Below are 13,044 nucleotides of genomic sequence, written 5' to 3' on the forward strand. Positions count from 1 at the left end.
TAACCTGTCTGCGTGCCCCGTCTGTCTGAAGTCACCGCCGCGCTCGACGCCCTCTGGCCCCCGGCCCTCGCCGAGGGATGGGACGCGGTCGGCACCGTCGCCGGCGACCCGGACGCCGAGGTCGGCCGGGTCCTCTTCGCCGTCGACCCGGTCCAGGAGATCGTCGACGAGGCGGTGAAGCTGGGCGCGGACCTGCTGGTCACGCACCACCCGCTCTACCTGCGCGGCACGACGACCGTCGCCGCGGACACCTTCAAGGGCCGCGTCGTCCACACGCTGATCAAGAACGACATCGGGCTGCACGTCGCGCACACCAACGCCGACCGGGCCGACCCGGGCGTCTCCGACGCGCTCGCCGGCGCCCTCGACGTCCGCGTCGTACGCCCTCTCGTCCCGGACCCGGCCGACCCCGCGGGCCGCCGCGGCCTCGGCCGGATCTGCGAGCTGGAGCACCCGCTGACCCTGCGCGAGCTCGCGGGCCGCGCCGCCGACCGCCTCCCGGCCACCGCCCAGGGCATCCGCGTCGCCGGCGACCTCGACTCCACGATCCGCACGATCGCCGTCTCCGGCGGGTCCGGCGACAGCCTCTTCGCCGACGTCCGCGCGGCCGGCGTCGACGCCTTCCTCACCGCGGACCTGCGCCACCACCCCGCGAGCGAGGCTCGCGAACACGCACCTCTCGCACTGCTCGACGCGGCGCACTGGGCCACCGAGTGGCCCTGGTGCGAGCTGGCCGCCGCCCAGCTCGACGAGATCTCCGACCGTCACGGATGGGGCCTGCGGGTCCACGTCTCCAGGACGGTCACCGACCCCTGGACCGCCCACGCGGCGTCCAACCCCGCACCACTCTCTACCTTTGGAGCCCCCAACTGAACGCCGCGCCCGCCGACCAGATCCGCCTTCTCGACGTCCAGGCCCTGGACGTCCGTCTCCAGCAGCTCGCGCACAAGAAGAAGTCGCTGCCGGAGCACGCCGAGATCGAGTCGCTCACCAAGGACCTCACGCAGCTGCGGGACCTGCACGTCGCCGCGACGACGGAGGAGAGCGACTGCGCCCGCGAGCAGACCAAGGCCGAGCAGGACGTCGACCAGGTCCGCCAGCGTGCCGCCCGCGACCAGCAGCGCCTCGACTCCGGCGCGGTGACCTCGCCGAAGGACCTGGAGAACCTCCAGAAGGAGATCGCCTCGCTGGCCAAGCGCCAGGGCGACCTGGAGGACGTCGTCCTCGAGGTCATGGAGCGCCGCGAGTCCGCTCAGGAGCGCGCCACCGAGCTGGGCGAGCGGCTCGCCTCCGTCCAGGCGAAGATCGACGACGCGACGTCCCGGCGCGACGAGGCCTCCTCCACGCTCGACGCGGAGGCCGCCACGGTCACCAAGGAGCGCGAGGTCGTCGCCGGGTCCATCCCCGCCGACCTGCTGAAGCTCTACGACAAGCTCCGCGTGAAGGAGGGCGGCGTCGGCGCGGCCAAGCTGTTCCAGCGCCGCTGCGAGGGCTGCCGCCTGGAGCTCAACATCACGGAGCTCAACGAGGTCCGCGCCGCGGCCCCCGACGCGGTCGTCCGCTGCGAGAACTGCCACCGCATCCTGGTCCGCACGTCCGAGTCGGGCCTGTAGATCCGTCACGGAGCATGAGCCGAGGTCCCGGGGCTTTTGCCCCGGACCCGGCTCCCCACATGCCGGAGGGGCGTGTTGTGAAACCGGACATGTCCCCGCCCACCACCTTCGTGCTGCTCCGGCACGGGGAGACCGCTCTGACGCCCGAGAAGCGGTTCTCGGGGTCGGGGCGGGGAGCCGACCCCGAGCTGTCGGACCGGGGCCGGGGACAGGCGGACCGCGCCGCCCGCGCCCTGAAGGCGCACACCCCGCCGGTCGACCTGATCGTCACGTCCCCGCTGGCCCGCTGCCGTCAGACCGCCGAGGCCGCCGCCGGCCTGCTCGGCCTGGACGTGAGCGTCGACGACGACCTCCGCGAGACGGATTTCGGCGCCTGGGAGGGCCTGACGTTCAAGGACGTCAGGGAGCGCCACCCGGACGACCTGAACGCCTGGCTGGCGTCACCGTCCTGGGCCCCCACGGGCGGAGGCGAGTCCTTCGACACGGTCACCGCACGCGTCGCCGCGGCCCGTGAGCGCCTCGCGGCGTCCCATCGGGGCCGCACGCTCCTCCTCGTGTCGCACGTGACGCCCATCAAGACGCTGCTGCGCCTGGCACTGGGCGCACCGCCGGAGGCCCTGTACCGGATGGAGCTGTCGGCGGCCTCCCTGTCGACGGTCGCCTGCTACGCGGACGGCAACGCGACCGTCCGCTGCCTCAACGACACGTCACACCTGCGCCAGATCTAGGGCCTTTCCTTCGGATCAGGCTGGATCAGGGAGAAAGGCCCTAGCCGGCCAGACGGCTCGCCTCGCGGGCCAGGTCCTCGACCCGCGCCCAGTCCTTCGCCGCGACGGCGTCCGCGGGGAGCATCCAGCTGCCGCCGACGCAGCCGACGTTCTTCAGCGCGAGGTAGGAGGGCGCCGACGCGGGGGAGATGCCGCCCGTCGGGCAGAAGCGGGCCTGGGGGAGCGGGCCCGCCAGCGACTTCAGGTACGCCGTGCCGCCCGCGGCCTCCGCCGGGAAGAACTTCATCTCCGTCACGCCGCGCTCCAGCAGCGACACGACCTCCGAGGTCGTCGAGACGCCGGGCAGGAACGGCACGCCCGAGCCCTTCATCGCGTCGAGCAGCGTGTCCGTCCAGCCGGGGCTGACCAGGAACCGGGCCCCGGCGGCCACGGCGTCCGCGACGTTCTCCGGCGAGATCACGGTGCCCGCGCCGACGACCGCGTCCGGCACGGCCTCGGCGATCGCACGGATCGCGTCGAGCGCGGCGGGCGTGCGCAGGGTCACCTCGATCGCGGGCAGGCCGCCCGCGACGAGCGCCCGCGCGAGGGGTACGGCGTCGGCGGCGTCCTCGACGACGACGACGGGGACGACGGGGGCGAGGTCAAGCACGGAGGAGGAGGTCATGGAGACATCCTGCCGCGCCCGCCGCAGCATGCGCAAAGCCCATTGCGCATGCTGCAACGCGAGGTGAGGAGGGGTGTCAGTGGATCTCGTCGACCAGGACGTCCAGGCTCCACGGCCGCCCGGCCTTCGCGGGCGCCTCGACCTCCACCACGTAGCCCAGCTCGCGCAGCACGTCGACCAGTTCCGCGGGCCCCGCCGGGGCGACGCCGGACGCGAGCAGCGACCGTACGATGCGGCCCTTCGTCGCCTTGTTGAAGTGGCTGACCACCTTGCGGGTCGGCGCGTGCAGCACCCGGACCGTCGCCGTCCGCCCCGCGAGCTCGCCCTTCGGCTTCCACGCGCTCCCGTACGCCGCCGACCGCAGGTCAAGCACCAGGCCCTCGCCCGCCGCCTCCGGCATGACCTCGGCCATCGGCGTCCGCCAGTACGCGCCCAGGGCGCCGAGGCCCGGCAGCTTCACGCCCATCGAGCAGCGGTACGACGGAATCCGGTCCGTCACCCGCACCGCGCCCCACAGCCCGGAGAACACCAGCAGCGAGCGCGCCGCCCGCTTCTTCGCCGCCGCGTCGAGCGAGGCCAGGTCCAGGGCGTCGTAGAGCACCCCGGTGTAGATCTCCCCGGCGGGACGGGCACCGGCGGTGCGCAGCTCCACGTTCTTCGCGATCTCGCCGCGCAGCCCCTCGCTCAGGCCGAGCACCTCGCGCGCCTTCTCCTCGTCGGCGGCGCACAGCTCGACCAGTTCGCCGAGCACGGCCGCCCGCGCCGCGGCGAGCCCCGGCAGGCTCAGCCCCTCCGGCTTCAGCGGCGCCCCGCGCCCGGAAGCGGCCTTACCCTCCGACGGCGGCAACAGCACAAGCACGGGCACTCCTCAAACAGCGGATCTCGCGGCGGTTCGTACGGCGGTTCATCGGGTGGTCCGATCTCGACCGCCCAGGGTACGGCCCGCGCGCCCCCGCCTCCGCCTCTGTTCAGCCCGTGGTCGTGGTCGGCTCCCAGGGCGGCGTCTGGCCCCAGCTCCAGCGCGGCACGTCCGCCGCGTCGACCGGCGGCGGGTTCTCGCCCGAGTAGACCAGCGCCATCCGCGTGCCCCACTCGATGTAGTAGACGAACACGGCACGGAACTCCGGGTCGGACGGCAGCCCCACCTCGTCGGCGGAGTCCAGCAGCAGGTCCACCCAGCGGCGGCGCTGCGCCTCGGTGATGCCGCGGCCCAGATGCCGCCGCGTCATGTGCGGATGCCCGCCGCGCTCGTCCGTGTACCGGGACGGGCCGCCGAAGACCTCCGCCAGCCACAGCGCCACGTGCTGCGGGTGCCCCGCGTCCATCCCGGCGAAGACCGGTTCGAGGAGCGGGTCGCGCAGGACGTGCCCGTAGAAGACCTCGGTCAGCCGGCCGAACGCCTCGGCGCCGCCCGCCCACGCGAAGATGCTGGGTGTGCGACCCCCGGTACCGGCGACGTCCGTCGGCTCGTAGTGCCGCATCTCCTCGATCGACTCGACGTACGGGCGTACGGCGTCGAGGAACGCCGGGAAGTGCGGGCCCTCGCGAAAGCCCCGCAGATGGTCCTCGACGGAGCTCCACCGGATCCGCAGCACGTACCGCTCCGGCTCCTCCACGCAGTGGGTCAGCTCGTAGTCGAGGCACTCGGGCGCGGCGGCGAGCGACGCGGCCGCCGTCCGGTACGCGTCCTCGAACTCCTTCTGCCGGTCCGGTGCGATGCGATAACGGACGTACTCGACGCTCGACGCCATGTCGCTGCCTCTCCCCTGTGACGCCCACGGTGCTCAGGCGCCCACCTTGCCCCGTACCGCCGAGCCCTGTCAGCCGGACCCGGCATCGCCCCTGAAGGCGCGCGGCGAAGCCGCAAGCCTTTCAGGGGCGCGGGGAACTGTGCGACCAGCCACGACGCACCCGCACCCGCCCAACCACCTGCACCCCGCAGACGAAGAGGCGCCCCCCCACACCCACCCACCCCGAGCCCACAATGCCGCCCCGCCCGGAGGGCCCTACGCTCGATGCATGCCCCGTCGCCATCTCCGTGTGACCGGCGCAGCGCAGGCGCGACTCGGTGCCCTGCTGCGCGAGCTGCGTACGACGCTGGACGTGCCCGGGGCGTTCCCGGACGCCGTGCTCGCCGAGGCCGAGCGGGCCGCCGCCGATCCGCCCGGGCTGCCGACCCGCGACGAGACCGCGATCCCGTTCTTCACCATCGACCCGCCGGGCTCCGTCGACCTCGACCAGGCGATGCACCTGTCCCGCAGGCCCGGCGGCGGCTTCCGGGTGCGGTACGCGATCGCCGACGTCGCCGCGTTCGTCCGGCCCGGCGGCGCCGTCGACGCCGAGGCCCACCGGCGCGTCACCACCCTCTACTTCCCCGACGAGCGCGTCCCGCTGCACCCCGCCGTGCTCAGCGAGGGCGCCGCCAGCCTGCTGCCCGACCAGACCCGCCCCGCCGTCCTGTGGACGATCGACCTCGACGCGGACGGCCGCACCGAGACCACCGACGTCGTCCGCGCCCTCGTCCGCAGCCGTGCCCGACTCGACTACGAGGGCGTGCAGCGGTCCATCGACGACGGCAGCGCCGAGGAGGCGGTCGCCCTGCTCGCCGACATCGGCCGGCTCCGCGAGGCCCTGGAGATCGAGCGCGGCGGCATCTCCCTCGACGTCCCCGAGCAGGAGATCGTCGCCGCCGACGGCACGTACGAACTCGCCTACCGCGCCCCGCTCCCGGCCGACTCCTGGAACGCGCAGATCTCCCTGCTCACCGGTATGGCCGGCGCCGACCTGATGCTCGCCGCCGGCACCGGCGTCCTGCGCACCCTGCCCCCGGCCCCCGACGGCGCCGTCGGCCGGCTGCGCCGCACCGCGAAGGCCCTGCACATCGACTGGCCGCACCACGTCTCGTACTCGGACCTGGTCCGCTCCCTCGACCCGCGCGTCCCGCACCACGCCGCGTTCCTCCAGGAGTGCACGACCCTGCTGCGCGGCGCCGGATACACCGCGTTCAGCGGCGGCGACCTGCCCGAACTCAGCACGCACGCCGCCGTCGCCGCCCCGTACACCCACTGCACCGCCCCGCTGCGCCGCCTCGTCGACCGCTACGCCTCAGAACTGTGCCTGGCCGCGAGCGCCGGGCAGTCCCCGCCCGGCTGGGTCACCGAGGCGCTGCCCGCCCTGCCCAAGGAGATGGCCGAGGGCACCCGGCGCGGCAACACCGTGGAGCGCGAGAGCGTCGACCTCGTGGAGGCGGCGCTGCTGCAGCACCGCGTCGGGGAGTTCTTCGACGCCTGCGTCGTGGACGTCAAGGAACGCGAACCGGCCGTGGGCACCGTCCAGTTGACCGACCCCGCGGTCGTCGCCCGGATCGCGGGCGGCACGTCGGCGCTGCCGCTGGGGGAGCGGCTGCGGGTGCGGCTCACACAGGCCGATCCAGGGCGGGCGAAGGTCGAGTTCGCCCCCGCCTGACCTTGTCCAGGGCGCGGGCCAGCCGGTCCGGTTCCTCGGCGTGCAGCCGCACCACGCTGATCTCCTTCGGTCGGCCGAGCAGCGTCATGTGCCGCACGGGCTCGGCGAGTTCGATGGTGAGGGTCGTCTGCGCGCCCACGTCCAGGTTCAACTCGCCCTCGCGCGGGGTGTGCGTGAACCGGTTCTCGCGGCGCACCTCCGCGATCCGCTCCACCGGGATCCGCAGGTCCACATGGGCCCCGCGCCGTACCCGCAGCGCCTCGCGCGTCACCACGTGCGGCCGCGTCACCGACGCCGCGTGCAGCCCCAGCACCATCACCACCGTGTACACGTCCAGCACCAGCGTCACCCGGTGCAGCACCGGATAGTCCCGCAGCAGCGCCCACATCCCGAACGTCTCCACGGCGCACACGAACGCGAACGCGTACATCATCAGGGCCTGCCCCCGGGCGTACGGGAACGCGCTCGCCCCCGCCGGAACCCCGTGCCGGCGCCGCGCCGCCCACATCCCGAAACTCGCGAACACCCGCATCTCGTGCCCCGCCATCCGCCGCACGGGCTCCGGCAGCACCGCCCGCAACGCGACGCGGCGAACGCCGCGACTCATGCCGCGCCTCATGTCGCGCCCCCTTCCGTGGCCAGGCGCACGGCCAGCCGGACCGCCTCCGCCTGGGCGGGGGAGAAGTCGGCGAGGAACGCGGCGAACAGCGCGGGCCGCCCCGTCCTGTCCGGCCCGTCCGTCCTGTCCGTCCTGTCCGTCCCGTCCGGCGTCGGCAGGTCGGCCAGCAGCCACGCCGCCAGGGCGCGGGCCGCCTCCGCGACGCGGGGATCGTCCGGTGCCGCGTCGGCGAGCGCGTCGAGCCGCGCGTAGACCGCACGGGCCGCGTCCGCCGCCCCCGGCGCGGCGAACGCCCCGGCCAGCGACGTCATCAGCTCCGCGCGGGCCTCCGGCGGAGCTGTCACATCGATCAAGGTCAACATCTCCCGATCCTTCACGGCCATCGGAGAGTCATCCTGGATCTCTCCCAACTCGCCCAGAAAAGCGGCAAGTTCGGCCGAAACGAACCCGTCGTCCGGCAATGCCCCCTCCTCGGCGCCGGCCAGCAGTTGCCGCAGCCGGGCCCGCCGCTCATGGATCGCCGCCTCCTGCCGGGCCAGGTCGGCGTCCAGCTCGGCCAGCACCTCGACGAGATCGCGCCCCGCGTCGTCGGCGAGCACGTCCCGCACTTCGGTGAGGCCGAGCCCCAGCTCGGTCAGCCGCCGGATGCGCGCCAGCTCGACGGCGTGCCGCAGCGTGTACTCCCGATAGCCGTTGGGTCGCCGCTCGGGCTCGGGCAACAGCCCCTGGTGGTGGTAGTGCCGGACCGCCCGCGTGGTGACGCCGACGATCGCGGCCAGCTCTCCGATCCGCATGCCTTCAGTAGAAACGTTGACGTCGCGTGAGGGTCAAGCGGGCGGGGCGGGCTGCGGTGTGCGGGGCGCCCGAAAGCTTGACGGCTAACGCTGTTAGCCGTACGGTCGTGAACAAGGGAGCTAACACCGTTAGCCCCTGACCCGCCTCGCCTCGTTTCGCCTCGCCTCGTTTTGTCTCGCAGCCCCGCACCGGGAGGTCCTCATGAGCACGACCGCACCCACCGCCACCACCCCCTCCACGACGATCCGCCGGGTCGCGTGGCTGGCCGGGGCCCTCTTCTGGTCGGCCTTCACGGTCCTGGAGGCCGTGAACCACGGCTGGATCGCGGGCCTCCTGGGCTTCGCCTTCTTCATCGCCCCCGACTTCACGTTCGTCGTCGGCGCGGGCGAGGCGCACCGCCTGAACCTGAAGAAGGGGCAGCTCCAGCCCCGGGCGGTGCCGTACTACAACACGGCCCACCGCGCCCTGATCCCGCTCGCCCTCATGGTCACGTACACGGTGCTGCCGATCATCCAGTGGGCCCCGCTCTTCGCGGGCCTGTGCGGCTGGCTCGCCCACATCTCGTACGATCGCGCCTTCGGCTACGGACTGCGGACCAAGGAGGGCTTCCAGCGTGCCTGACCTCAAGGAAGGCCGGCGGCTCACGCCCCGCGCCACGGAGATCGCCGCCGAGGCCCGCGCCCTGCTGGAGGAGTCCGGCCCGCAGGCCCTCACCATGCGCGCCCTGGCCGACCGCCTGGGCATCAAGGCCCCCTCCCTCTACAAGCACTTCCCCGACAAGCAGGCCGTCGAGGCCGAACTCGTCGCGCAACTGCTCACGGAGTCTGCGGAGGCCTGCGAGGAGGCGGAGCGCACGGCCCCCGGCTCCCTCGCCGCCCTCGCCTCCGCCTACCGCGACCACGCCCTGGCCCACCCCCACCTCTACAGCCTCGCCACGGAACGCCCCCTGCCCCGGCACGCCCTGCCCGAGGGCCTGGAGGAGCGCGCGGCGGCCCCCCTCGTGCGGGCCTGCGGCGGCGACGCGGACCGGGCCCGGGCGGTGTGGGCGTTCGCGCACGGCATGGTGACCCTGGAGATCCACGGCCGCTTTCCACCCGGCGCCGACCTGACCGGCGCCTGGGCCACGGGCACGGCGGCCCTGCGTCCCTAGGGCCGGGTAAGATGGCCCGCACGGCAGACGAGCCGGGCGGGCGGCCGCGTGGGGTTCCACCAGGAACCTCCCGAGGAACGTCCGGGCTCCACAGGGCAAGGTGGTGGCTAACGGCCACCCGGGGTGACCCGCGGGACAGTGCCACAGAAAACAGACCGCCGGAGGCTTCGGCCGCCGGTAAGGGTGAAACGGTGGTGTAAGAGACCACCAGCGCCTGAGGTGACTCAGGCGGCTAGGTAAACCCCACCTGGAGCAAGGTCAAGAGGAGCCACCTCGGTGGCTCTGCGCGGACGATCGAGGGCTGCCCGCCCGATGTCCGCGGGTAGACCGCACGAGGCCGGCGGCAACGCCGGCCCTAGATGGATGGCCGTCACCCCGACGACCGCGAGGTCCCGGGGAACAGAACCCGGCGTACAGCCCGACTCGTCTGCCCCTCAAGCACCGCGGGCCTGTCGCCCCGGCGACCACCGGAACGCCTGTCAGTCCCTCCAGGTACTCTCGGACTTCGTCAACGCGGCCCGACGGGCTTCCGCTCCACCTTGGTGGAGTTTCGAAGGACACGCCCCCACCCGCACGAGTCTTTTCGTGCTGCCTGGGGGAAGTCCTTGCTGTTCCGCGCGTCCGCGAAAACGGTCGCCGTCATGGCACTCGACGGTTCGCTGTTCCTGCATCTCACCGACAAGTTCGTCCACATGCACGGCTACCGGCCCGGAGCCTCGGAGGTGCGCTCCTGGGAGCGCAGCATCCCTGCCCTGGCGGCGGCGCTCAACGACGCGGGGCTGGGCGACGTGGAGGTCATGCTGGAGTACTCGCTCCCGCTGAACAGTAAGCGTGCCGACGTCGTGCTCGCCGGTGTGCACCCGGGGACGGGCGAACCGTCGTACGTCATCGTGGAGTTGAAGCAGTGGGGCCAGGCTCTCCCGCACGAGGACGACGCCACGCTGTGCCACGTCGACGCCTACGCCCAGCCTGTCCTCAATCCGATCGAGCAGGTACGCCGGTACTGCGAGTACCTCGTCAACTTCAACGGAGCGGTGGCTGAACACGGGCAGCGGGTGGCGGGCGTGGCGTATCTGCACAACGCCACCGAGTTCGGAGTGACGGGTCTGCGCGAGATCGAACGCGACGGCCACGGCCTCCTCTTCACCGAGGAACGCCGCGGCGCCCTCATCGAGTACCTGCGTACCAGGCTGAGCGACAAGCATCCGGGGGCGCGGGCCGCGGACGAGCTCCGTGCCGGTGCCAACGTGCCGTCGAAGCAGCTCATGTCCGTCGCTGCCGAAGAGGTGCGTGACCGCAGCCAGTTCGTGCTCCTCGACGAGCAGCAGGTCGCCTACCGCATGGTGCTCAACGCCGTGGAGAAGGCCAAGCACGCCGACCGCAAGGAAGTCGTCGTCGTCACGGGCGGCCCCGGCACGGGCAAGAGCGTGATCGCTCTTCAGTTGCTCGGTGAGCTCTACCGGCGAGGGGTCCCGGCACTGCACGCCACCGGCTCCCAGTCGTTCACGAAGACGATGAGGAAGGTCGCCGGCGCCCGCAAGCGGGAGGTCCAGGACCTGTTCAAGTATTTCAACAGCTTCATGACCGCCGAGAAGAACACTCTGGGCGCCCTGATCTGCGATGAGGCCCACCGGATCCGGGAGACGTCGGCCAACCGCTTCACGCGCGCCGCGAACCGGACCGGCAGGGCGCAGATCGACGAACTCATCGACGTCGCCTACGTGCCGGTCTTCTTTCTGGACGAGCACCAGGTCGTCCGCCCCGGCGAGATGGGTACCGTGGCCGAGATCAAGGCCGCGGCGGCCAAGCGGGACATCCCCTGTCATGTCGTACCGCTGGACAGCCAGTTCCGCTGCGGCGGCAGTGACGCCTATCTGCGCTGGGTGGTTCGTCTCCTCGGCCTGGAGCCCGGTGGGCCGGTGGCCTGGGAGCCCGACGGTCGCATGCAACTGATGGTCGCCGACAGCCCGCAGGAGATGGAGTTCTTCCTGCAAGCCCGCCGGACCCAGGGCTACGGCGCCCGCATGTCCGCCGGCTACTGCTGGCGCTGGTCCCCGGAACCCAGGCCCGGGCAGCCCCTGCCGCCCGACGTGGTCATCGGCGACTGGGCCCGTCCGTGGAACCTGCGCGGCGACCGCTCAATCTCCGGAGCACCCCCGGCCGCACTGTGGGCCACCGACCCTGCAGGCTTCGGGCAGGTCGGCTGCGTCTACACGGCGCAGGGCTTCGAGTACGACTGGTCAGGCGTGATCATCGGTCCCGACCTGGTCTGGCGTGGCGACCGCTGGATCACGGACCGTACGGAGTCGAAGGACCCGGTCTTCAAGAAGTCCGTGTCCGATGCCGACGTGGACCGTCTGATCCGCAACACGTACAAGGTGCTGCTGACCCGGGGCATGGTGGGCACGATCGTGTACTCGCCTGATTCGGAGACGCGCCGGAAGCTGCGGGAACTCGCGGGCGGGGCGGCGGCACGGGAGAGTGCGCTGGTCTGACCCTCAGCGTGAGTCCACGAGGCCCGGGATGTGGTGGCGGGCCGCCGCCGCGAAGTCGTAGATGGCGGAGCGGGAGGCGTCGCGGGCCGGGGCCAGGGTGTCGCGGTCGTCGGTCTCGCGGATCAGGTCGATCGCCCGCAGCGCCTGCCGGCCCTTCGCGTCCAGCTCGGGCGACGGTGTCAGCATCTCGGCGCGGAACATCGCCTCCAGGTCTGCCGCCCGCAGGCGCTGGGCCTCGCGTTGCAGGTCGTGGACGGACTCGCCGTCCGTCAGGCGGTCGGCGTGCTTCGCGAACCAGTAATCCATCTGCCCCCGGCGGAAGTTCGCGAGGGCTCCCGCGAACGCGCTGTAGGCGTCGATCCGTTCCTGGCGCAGCCGCTCCCCGCGCGTGAACTGCTCGGCGCGCAGTGCGGTGCGTCGCTGGAACACGTACGTCAGCGAGGAGCCGAGCAACGTTCCCAGGACCGCGACGAGGCTGGTGGCGACTACTTCCATGGCGTCAGCGAAGCACGGCTGGACCGTCAGCGTCCACGGTGCGGGAGGGGCGGGGAGGCCATCAGATCAGCGGGGGCCGGCCCAGGCGGGTCATGCGCCATACCGTGCGCCACCGCATCGGCTTCCGCTCGCCCGCCGAGGTGCGGACGCCCTCCACGAAGCCCGCCGCCCACGCGCGCAGGCCGCCGACGGAGCGGGTGCGGGCCAGGGTGAGGAGGGTCCAGGTGGTCAGGTAGAGGGGGATCAGGGGGAGGGGGAGGCGGCGGCGGGCCAGCCAGACGCGGTTGCGGGCCGTCATGCGGTGGTAGACGGCGTGGCGGGCGGGGGAGGTCTTGGGGTGCTGGAGCAGGAGGGAGGGTTCGTAGAGGACCTTCCAGTTCGCGTCCAGGGCGCGCCACGCCAGGTCCGTCTCCTCGTGCGTGAAGAAGAAGTCGGCGGGCCAGTCGCCCGTCTCGGCGAGCATGTCCATGGAGAAGGCGTGGCCGCCGCCGAGGAAGGACGTGACGAGGCCGCGGCGCATCGGGTCCTTCGCGCGCAGCCGCGGTACGTGCCGGCGCTGCGTCTCCCCGTGCTCGTCGGCGATCCGGAAACCGACGATGCCCAGGCGCGGGTCGGACGCGTACAGCTCCTGGATCGTGCCGAAGACGTCCGCGTCGACGAGGAGACCGTCGTCGTCCAGCTCGACGGCCACGTCGACGTCGCCGAACGCGCGCAGCCGGGCCAGGGCGACGTTGCGGCCGCCGGGGCAGCCCAGGTTGTCGTCCAGCTCGACCGTCGTGACCTCGAAGGGGTACGTGTCGTAGGCGGGCAGCACCGTGCCGTTGCCGATCAGGACGACGCGCGCCGGGGCGACGCCCTGCTTGGCGACCGAGTCGAGGAGGGCGGCCACGTCGTCGGGGCGGTTGCCCATCGTGATGATGGCCACGCCCAGGCGGGGCGGTTCGGTCGTGCGGCGCCTGTCAGTCATGGCGGCGATGGTAGTCGTTCACCTGGTTCACCTCGTGGCCGCCTCGACGGCGG

Annotated in this window: 13 protein-coding genes, 1 other RNA gene and 1 pseudogene; 8 read left to right on the forward strand and 7 right to left on the reverse strand. The window is 72.6% G+C overall.

Features of this window, described 5'->3' with window-relative positions; genetic code table 11:
- The first annotated feature begins 12 nt into the window (after window positions 1–12).
- From IAG42_RS25145 to IAG42_RS25155, 3 genes and pseudogenes are all read left to right on the forward strand, one after another.
- A complete protein-coding gene (locus IAG42_RS25145; RefSeq protein WP_188339228.1) occupies window positions 13–873 on the forward strand; it encodes a Nif3-like dinuclear metal center hexameric protein in 861 nt (286 codons plus the stop codon).
- Window positions 870–1,613, forward strand: coding sequence for a zinc ribbon domain-containing protein (locus tag IAG42_RS25150; RefSeq protein ID WP_188341591.1), 744 nt, complete (start codon window positions 870–872; stop codon window positions 1,611–1,613). The genes IAG42_RS25145 and IAG42_RS25150 overlap by 4 nt, the downstream gene beginning before the upstream one ends.
- 92 nt (window positions 1,614–1,705) lie before the next feature.
- Window positions 1,706–2,341, forward strand: a pseudogene (locus IAG42_RS25155) (histidine phosphatase family protein); the annotation flags it as partial.
- A 40-nt stretch (window positions 2,342–2,381) separates the two neighbouring features.
- Here IAG42_RS25155 and eda read toward each other — a convergent pair.
- The 3 genes from eda to IAG42_RS25170 form a co-directional block, all read right to left on the reverse strand.
- A complete protein-coding gene (gene eda / locus IAG42_RS25160; protein ID WP_262928314.1) occupies window positions 2,382–3,005 on the reverse strand; it encodes a bifunctional 4-hydroxy-2-oxoglutarate aldolase/2-dehydro-3-deoxy-phosphogluconate aldolase in 624 nt (207 codons plus the stop codon).
- 76 nt (window positions 3,006–3,081) lie between these two features.
- Window positions 3,082–3,864 (reverse strand): peroxide stress protein YaaA, encoded by a 783-nt coding sequence (gene yaaA, locus IAG42_RS25165; RefSeq protein WP_188339231.1) that lies wholly within the window; start codon window positions 3,862–3,864, stop codon window positions 3,082–3,084.
- A gap of 109 nt (window positions 3,865–3,973) precedes the next feature.
- A complete protein-coding gene (locus IAG42_RS25170; RefSeq protein ID WP_188339232.1) occupies window positions 3,974–4,756 on the reverse strand; it encodes a group II truncated hemoglobin in 783 nt (260 codons plus the stop codon).
- A 268-nt stretch (window positions 4,757–5,024) separates the two neighbouring features.
- Here IAG42_RS25170 and IAG42_RS25175 point away from each other — a divergent pair, with 268 nt between their 5' ends.
- Complete coding sequence (locus IAG42_RS25175; RefSeq protein WP_188339233.1) at window positions 5,025–6,470, forward strand: RNB domain-containing ribonuclease; 1,446 nt, start codon at window positions 5,025–5,027, stop codon at window positions 6,468–6,470.
- Here IAG42_RS25175 and IAG42_RS25180 read toward each other — a convergent pair.
- Both IAG42_RS25180 and IAG42_RS25185 read right to left on the reverse strand, forming a co-directional pair.
- Window positions 6,421–7,077, reverse strand: coding sequence for a hypothetical protein (locus IAG42_RS25180; RefSeq protein WP_317453339.1), 657 nt, complete (start codon window positions 7,075–7,077; stop codon window positions 6,421–6,423). The two genes, IAG42_RS25175 and IAG42_RS25180, sit on opposite strands and share 50 nt — an antisense overlap.
- Before the next feature lie 8 nt (window positions 7,078–7,085).
- The gene (locus tag IAG42_RS25185; RefSeq protein ID WP_188339234.1) at window positions 7,086–7,883 is read right to left on the reverse strand and encodes a MerR family transcriptional regulator; all 798 of its coding nucleotides are present in this window, start codon (window positions 7,881–7,883) and stop codon (window positions 7,086–7,088) included.
- 202 nt (window positions 7,884–8,085) lie between these two features.
- Between IAG42_RS25185 and IAG42_RS25190 the strand changes: the two genes are divergently transcribed.
- From IAG42_RS25190 to IAG42_RS25205, 4 genes are all read left to right on the forward strand, one after another.
- The gene (locus IAG42_RS25190; RefSeq protein ID WP_188339235.1) at window positions 8,086–8,505 is read left to right on the forward strand and encodes a DUF4260 family protein; all 420 of its coding nucleotides are present in this window, start codon (window positions 8,086–8,088) and stop codon (window positions 8,503–8,505) included.
- Window positions 8,498–9,034: a TetR/AcrR family transcriptional regulator gene (locus IAG42_RS25195; protein ID WP_188339236.1), complete on the forward strand. Its 537-nt coding sequence runs from the start codon at window positions 8,498–8,500 to the stop codon at window positions 9,032–9,034. The genes IAG42_RS25190 and IAG42_RS25195 overlap by 8 nt, the downstream gene beginning before the upstream one ends.
- A gap of 28 nt (window positions 9,035–9,062) precedes the next feature.
- Window positions 9,063–9,464, forward strand: an RNA gene (rnpB, locus tag IAG42_RS25200) — RNase P RNA component class A.
- A 175-nt stretch (window positions 9,465–9,639) separates the two neighbouring features.
- Complete coding sequence (locus IAG42_RS25205) at window positions 9,640–11,529, forward strand: DUF2075 domain-containing protein (protein ID WP_188339237.1); 1,890 nt, start codon at window positions 9,640–9,642, stop codon at window positions 11,527–11,529.
- A 3-nt stretch (window positions 11,530–11,532) separates the two neighbouring features.
- Here the strand turns inward: IAG42_RS25205 and IAG42_RS25210 are convergent, their stop codons facing one another.
- On the reverse strand, window positions 11,533–12,024 hold the full coding sequence (locus IAG42_RS25210) for a hypothetical protein (RefSeq protein WP_188339238.1): 492 nt from the start codon (window positions 12,022–12,024) through the stop codon (window positions 11,533–11,535).
- 61 nt (window positions 12,025–12,085) lie between these two features.
- Entirely contained in the window at window positions 12,086–12,991 is a 906-nt protein-coding gene (locus IAG42_RS25215) for a glycosyltransferase family 2 protein (RefSeq protein WP_188339239.1), read from the reverse strand.
- Between the last annotated feature and the right edge of the window lie 53 nt (window positions 12,992–13,044).

The sequence above is a fragment of the Streptomyces xanthii genome (genome assembly GCF_014621695.1).
Classification (GTDB): domain Bacteria; phylum Actinomycetota; class Actinomycetes; order Streptomycetales; family Streptomycetaceae; genus Streptomyces; species Streptomyces xanthii.

Bases quoted from the DNA above. Each gene is read 5' to 3' on its own strand.
- IAG42_RS25185 (WP_188339234.1), bottom strand. From the start codon at position 7,883: ATGCGGATCGGAGAGCTGGCCGCGATCGTCGGCGTCACCACGCGGGCG.
- IAG42_RS25190 (WP_188339235.1), top strand. From the start codon at position 8,086: ATGAGCACGACCGCACCCACCGCCACCACCCCCTCCACGACGATCCGC.
- IAG42_RS25180 (WP_317453339.1), bottom strand. From the start codon at position 7,077: ATGAGTCGCGGCGTTCGCCGCGTCGCGTTGCGGGCGGTGCTGCCGGAG.
- IAG42_RS25175 (WP_188339233.1), top strand. From the start codon at position 5,025: ATGCCCCGTCGCCATCTCCGTGTGACCGGCGCAGCGCAGGCGCGACTC.
- IAG42_RS25215 (WP_188339239.1), bottom strand. From the start codon at position 12,991: ATGACTGACAGGCGCCGCACGACCGAACCGCCCCGCCTGGGCGTGGCC.
- IAG42_RS25210 (WP_188339238.1), bottom strand. From the start codon at position 12,024: ATGGAAGTAGTCGCCACCAGCCTCGTCGCGGTCCTGGGAACGTTGCTC.
- eda (WP_262928314.1), bottom strand. From the start codon at position 3,005: ATGACCTCCTCCTCCGTGCTTGACCTCGCCCCCGTCGTCCCCGTCGTC.
- IAG42_RS25170 (WP_188339232.1), bottom strand. From the start codon at position 4,756: ATGGCGTCGAGCGTCGAGTACGTCCGTTATCGCATCGCACCGGACCGG.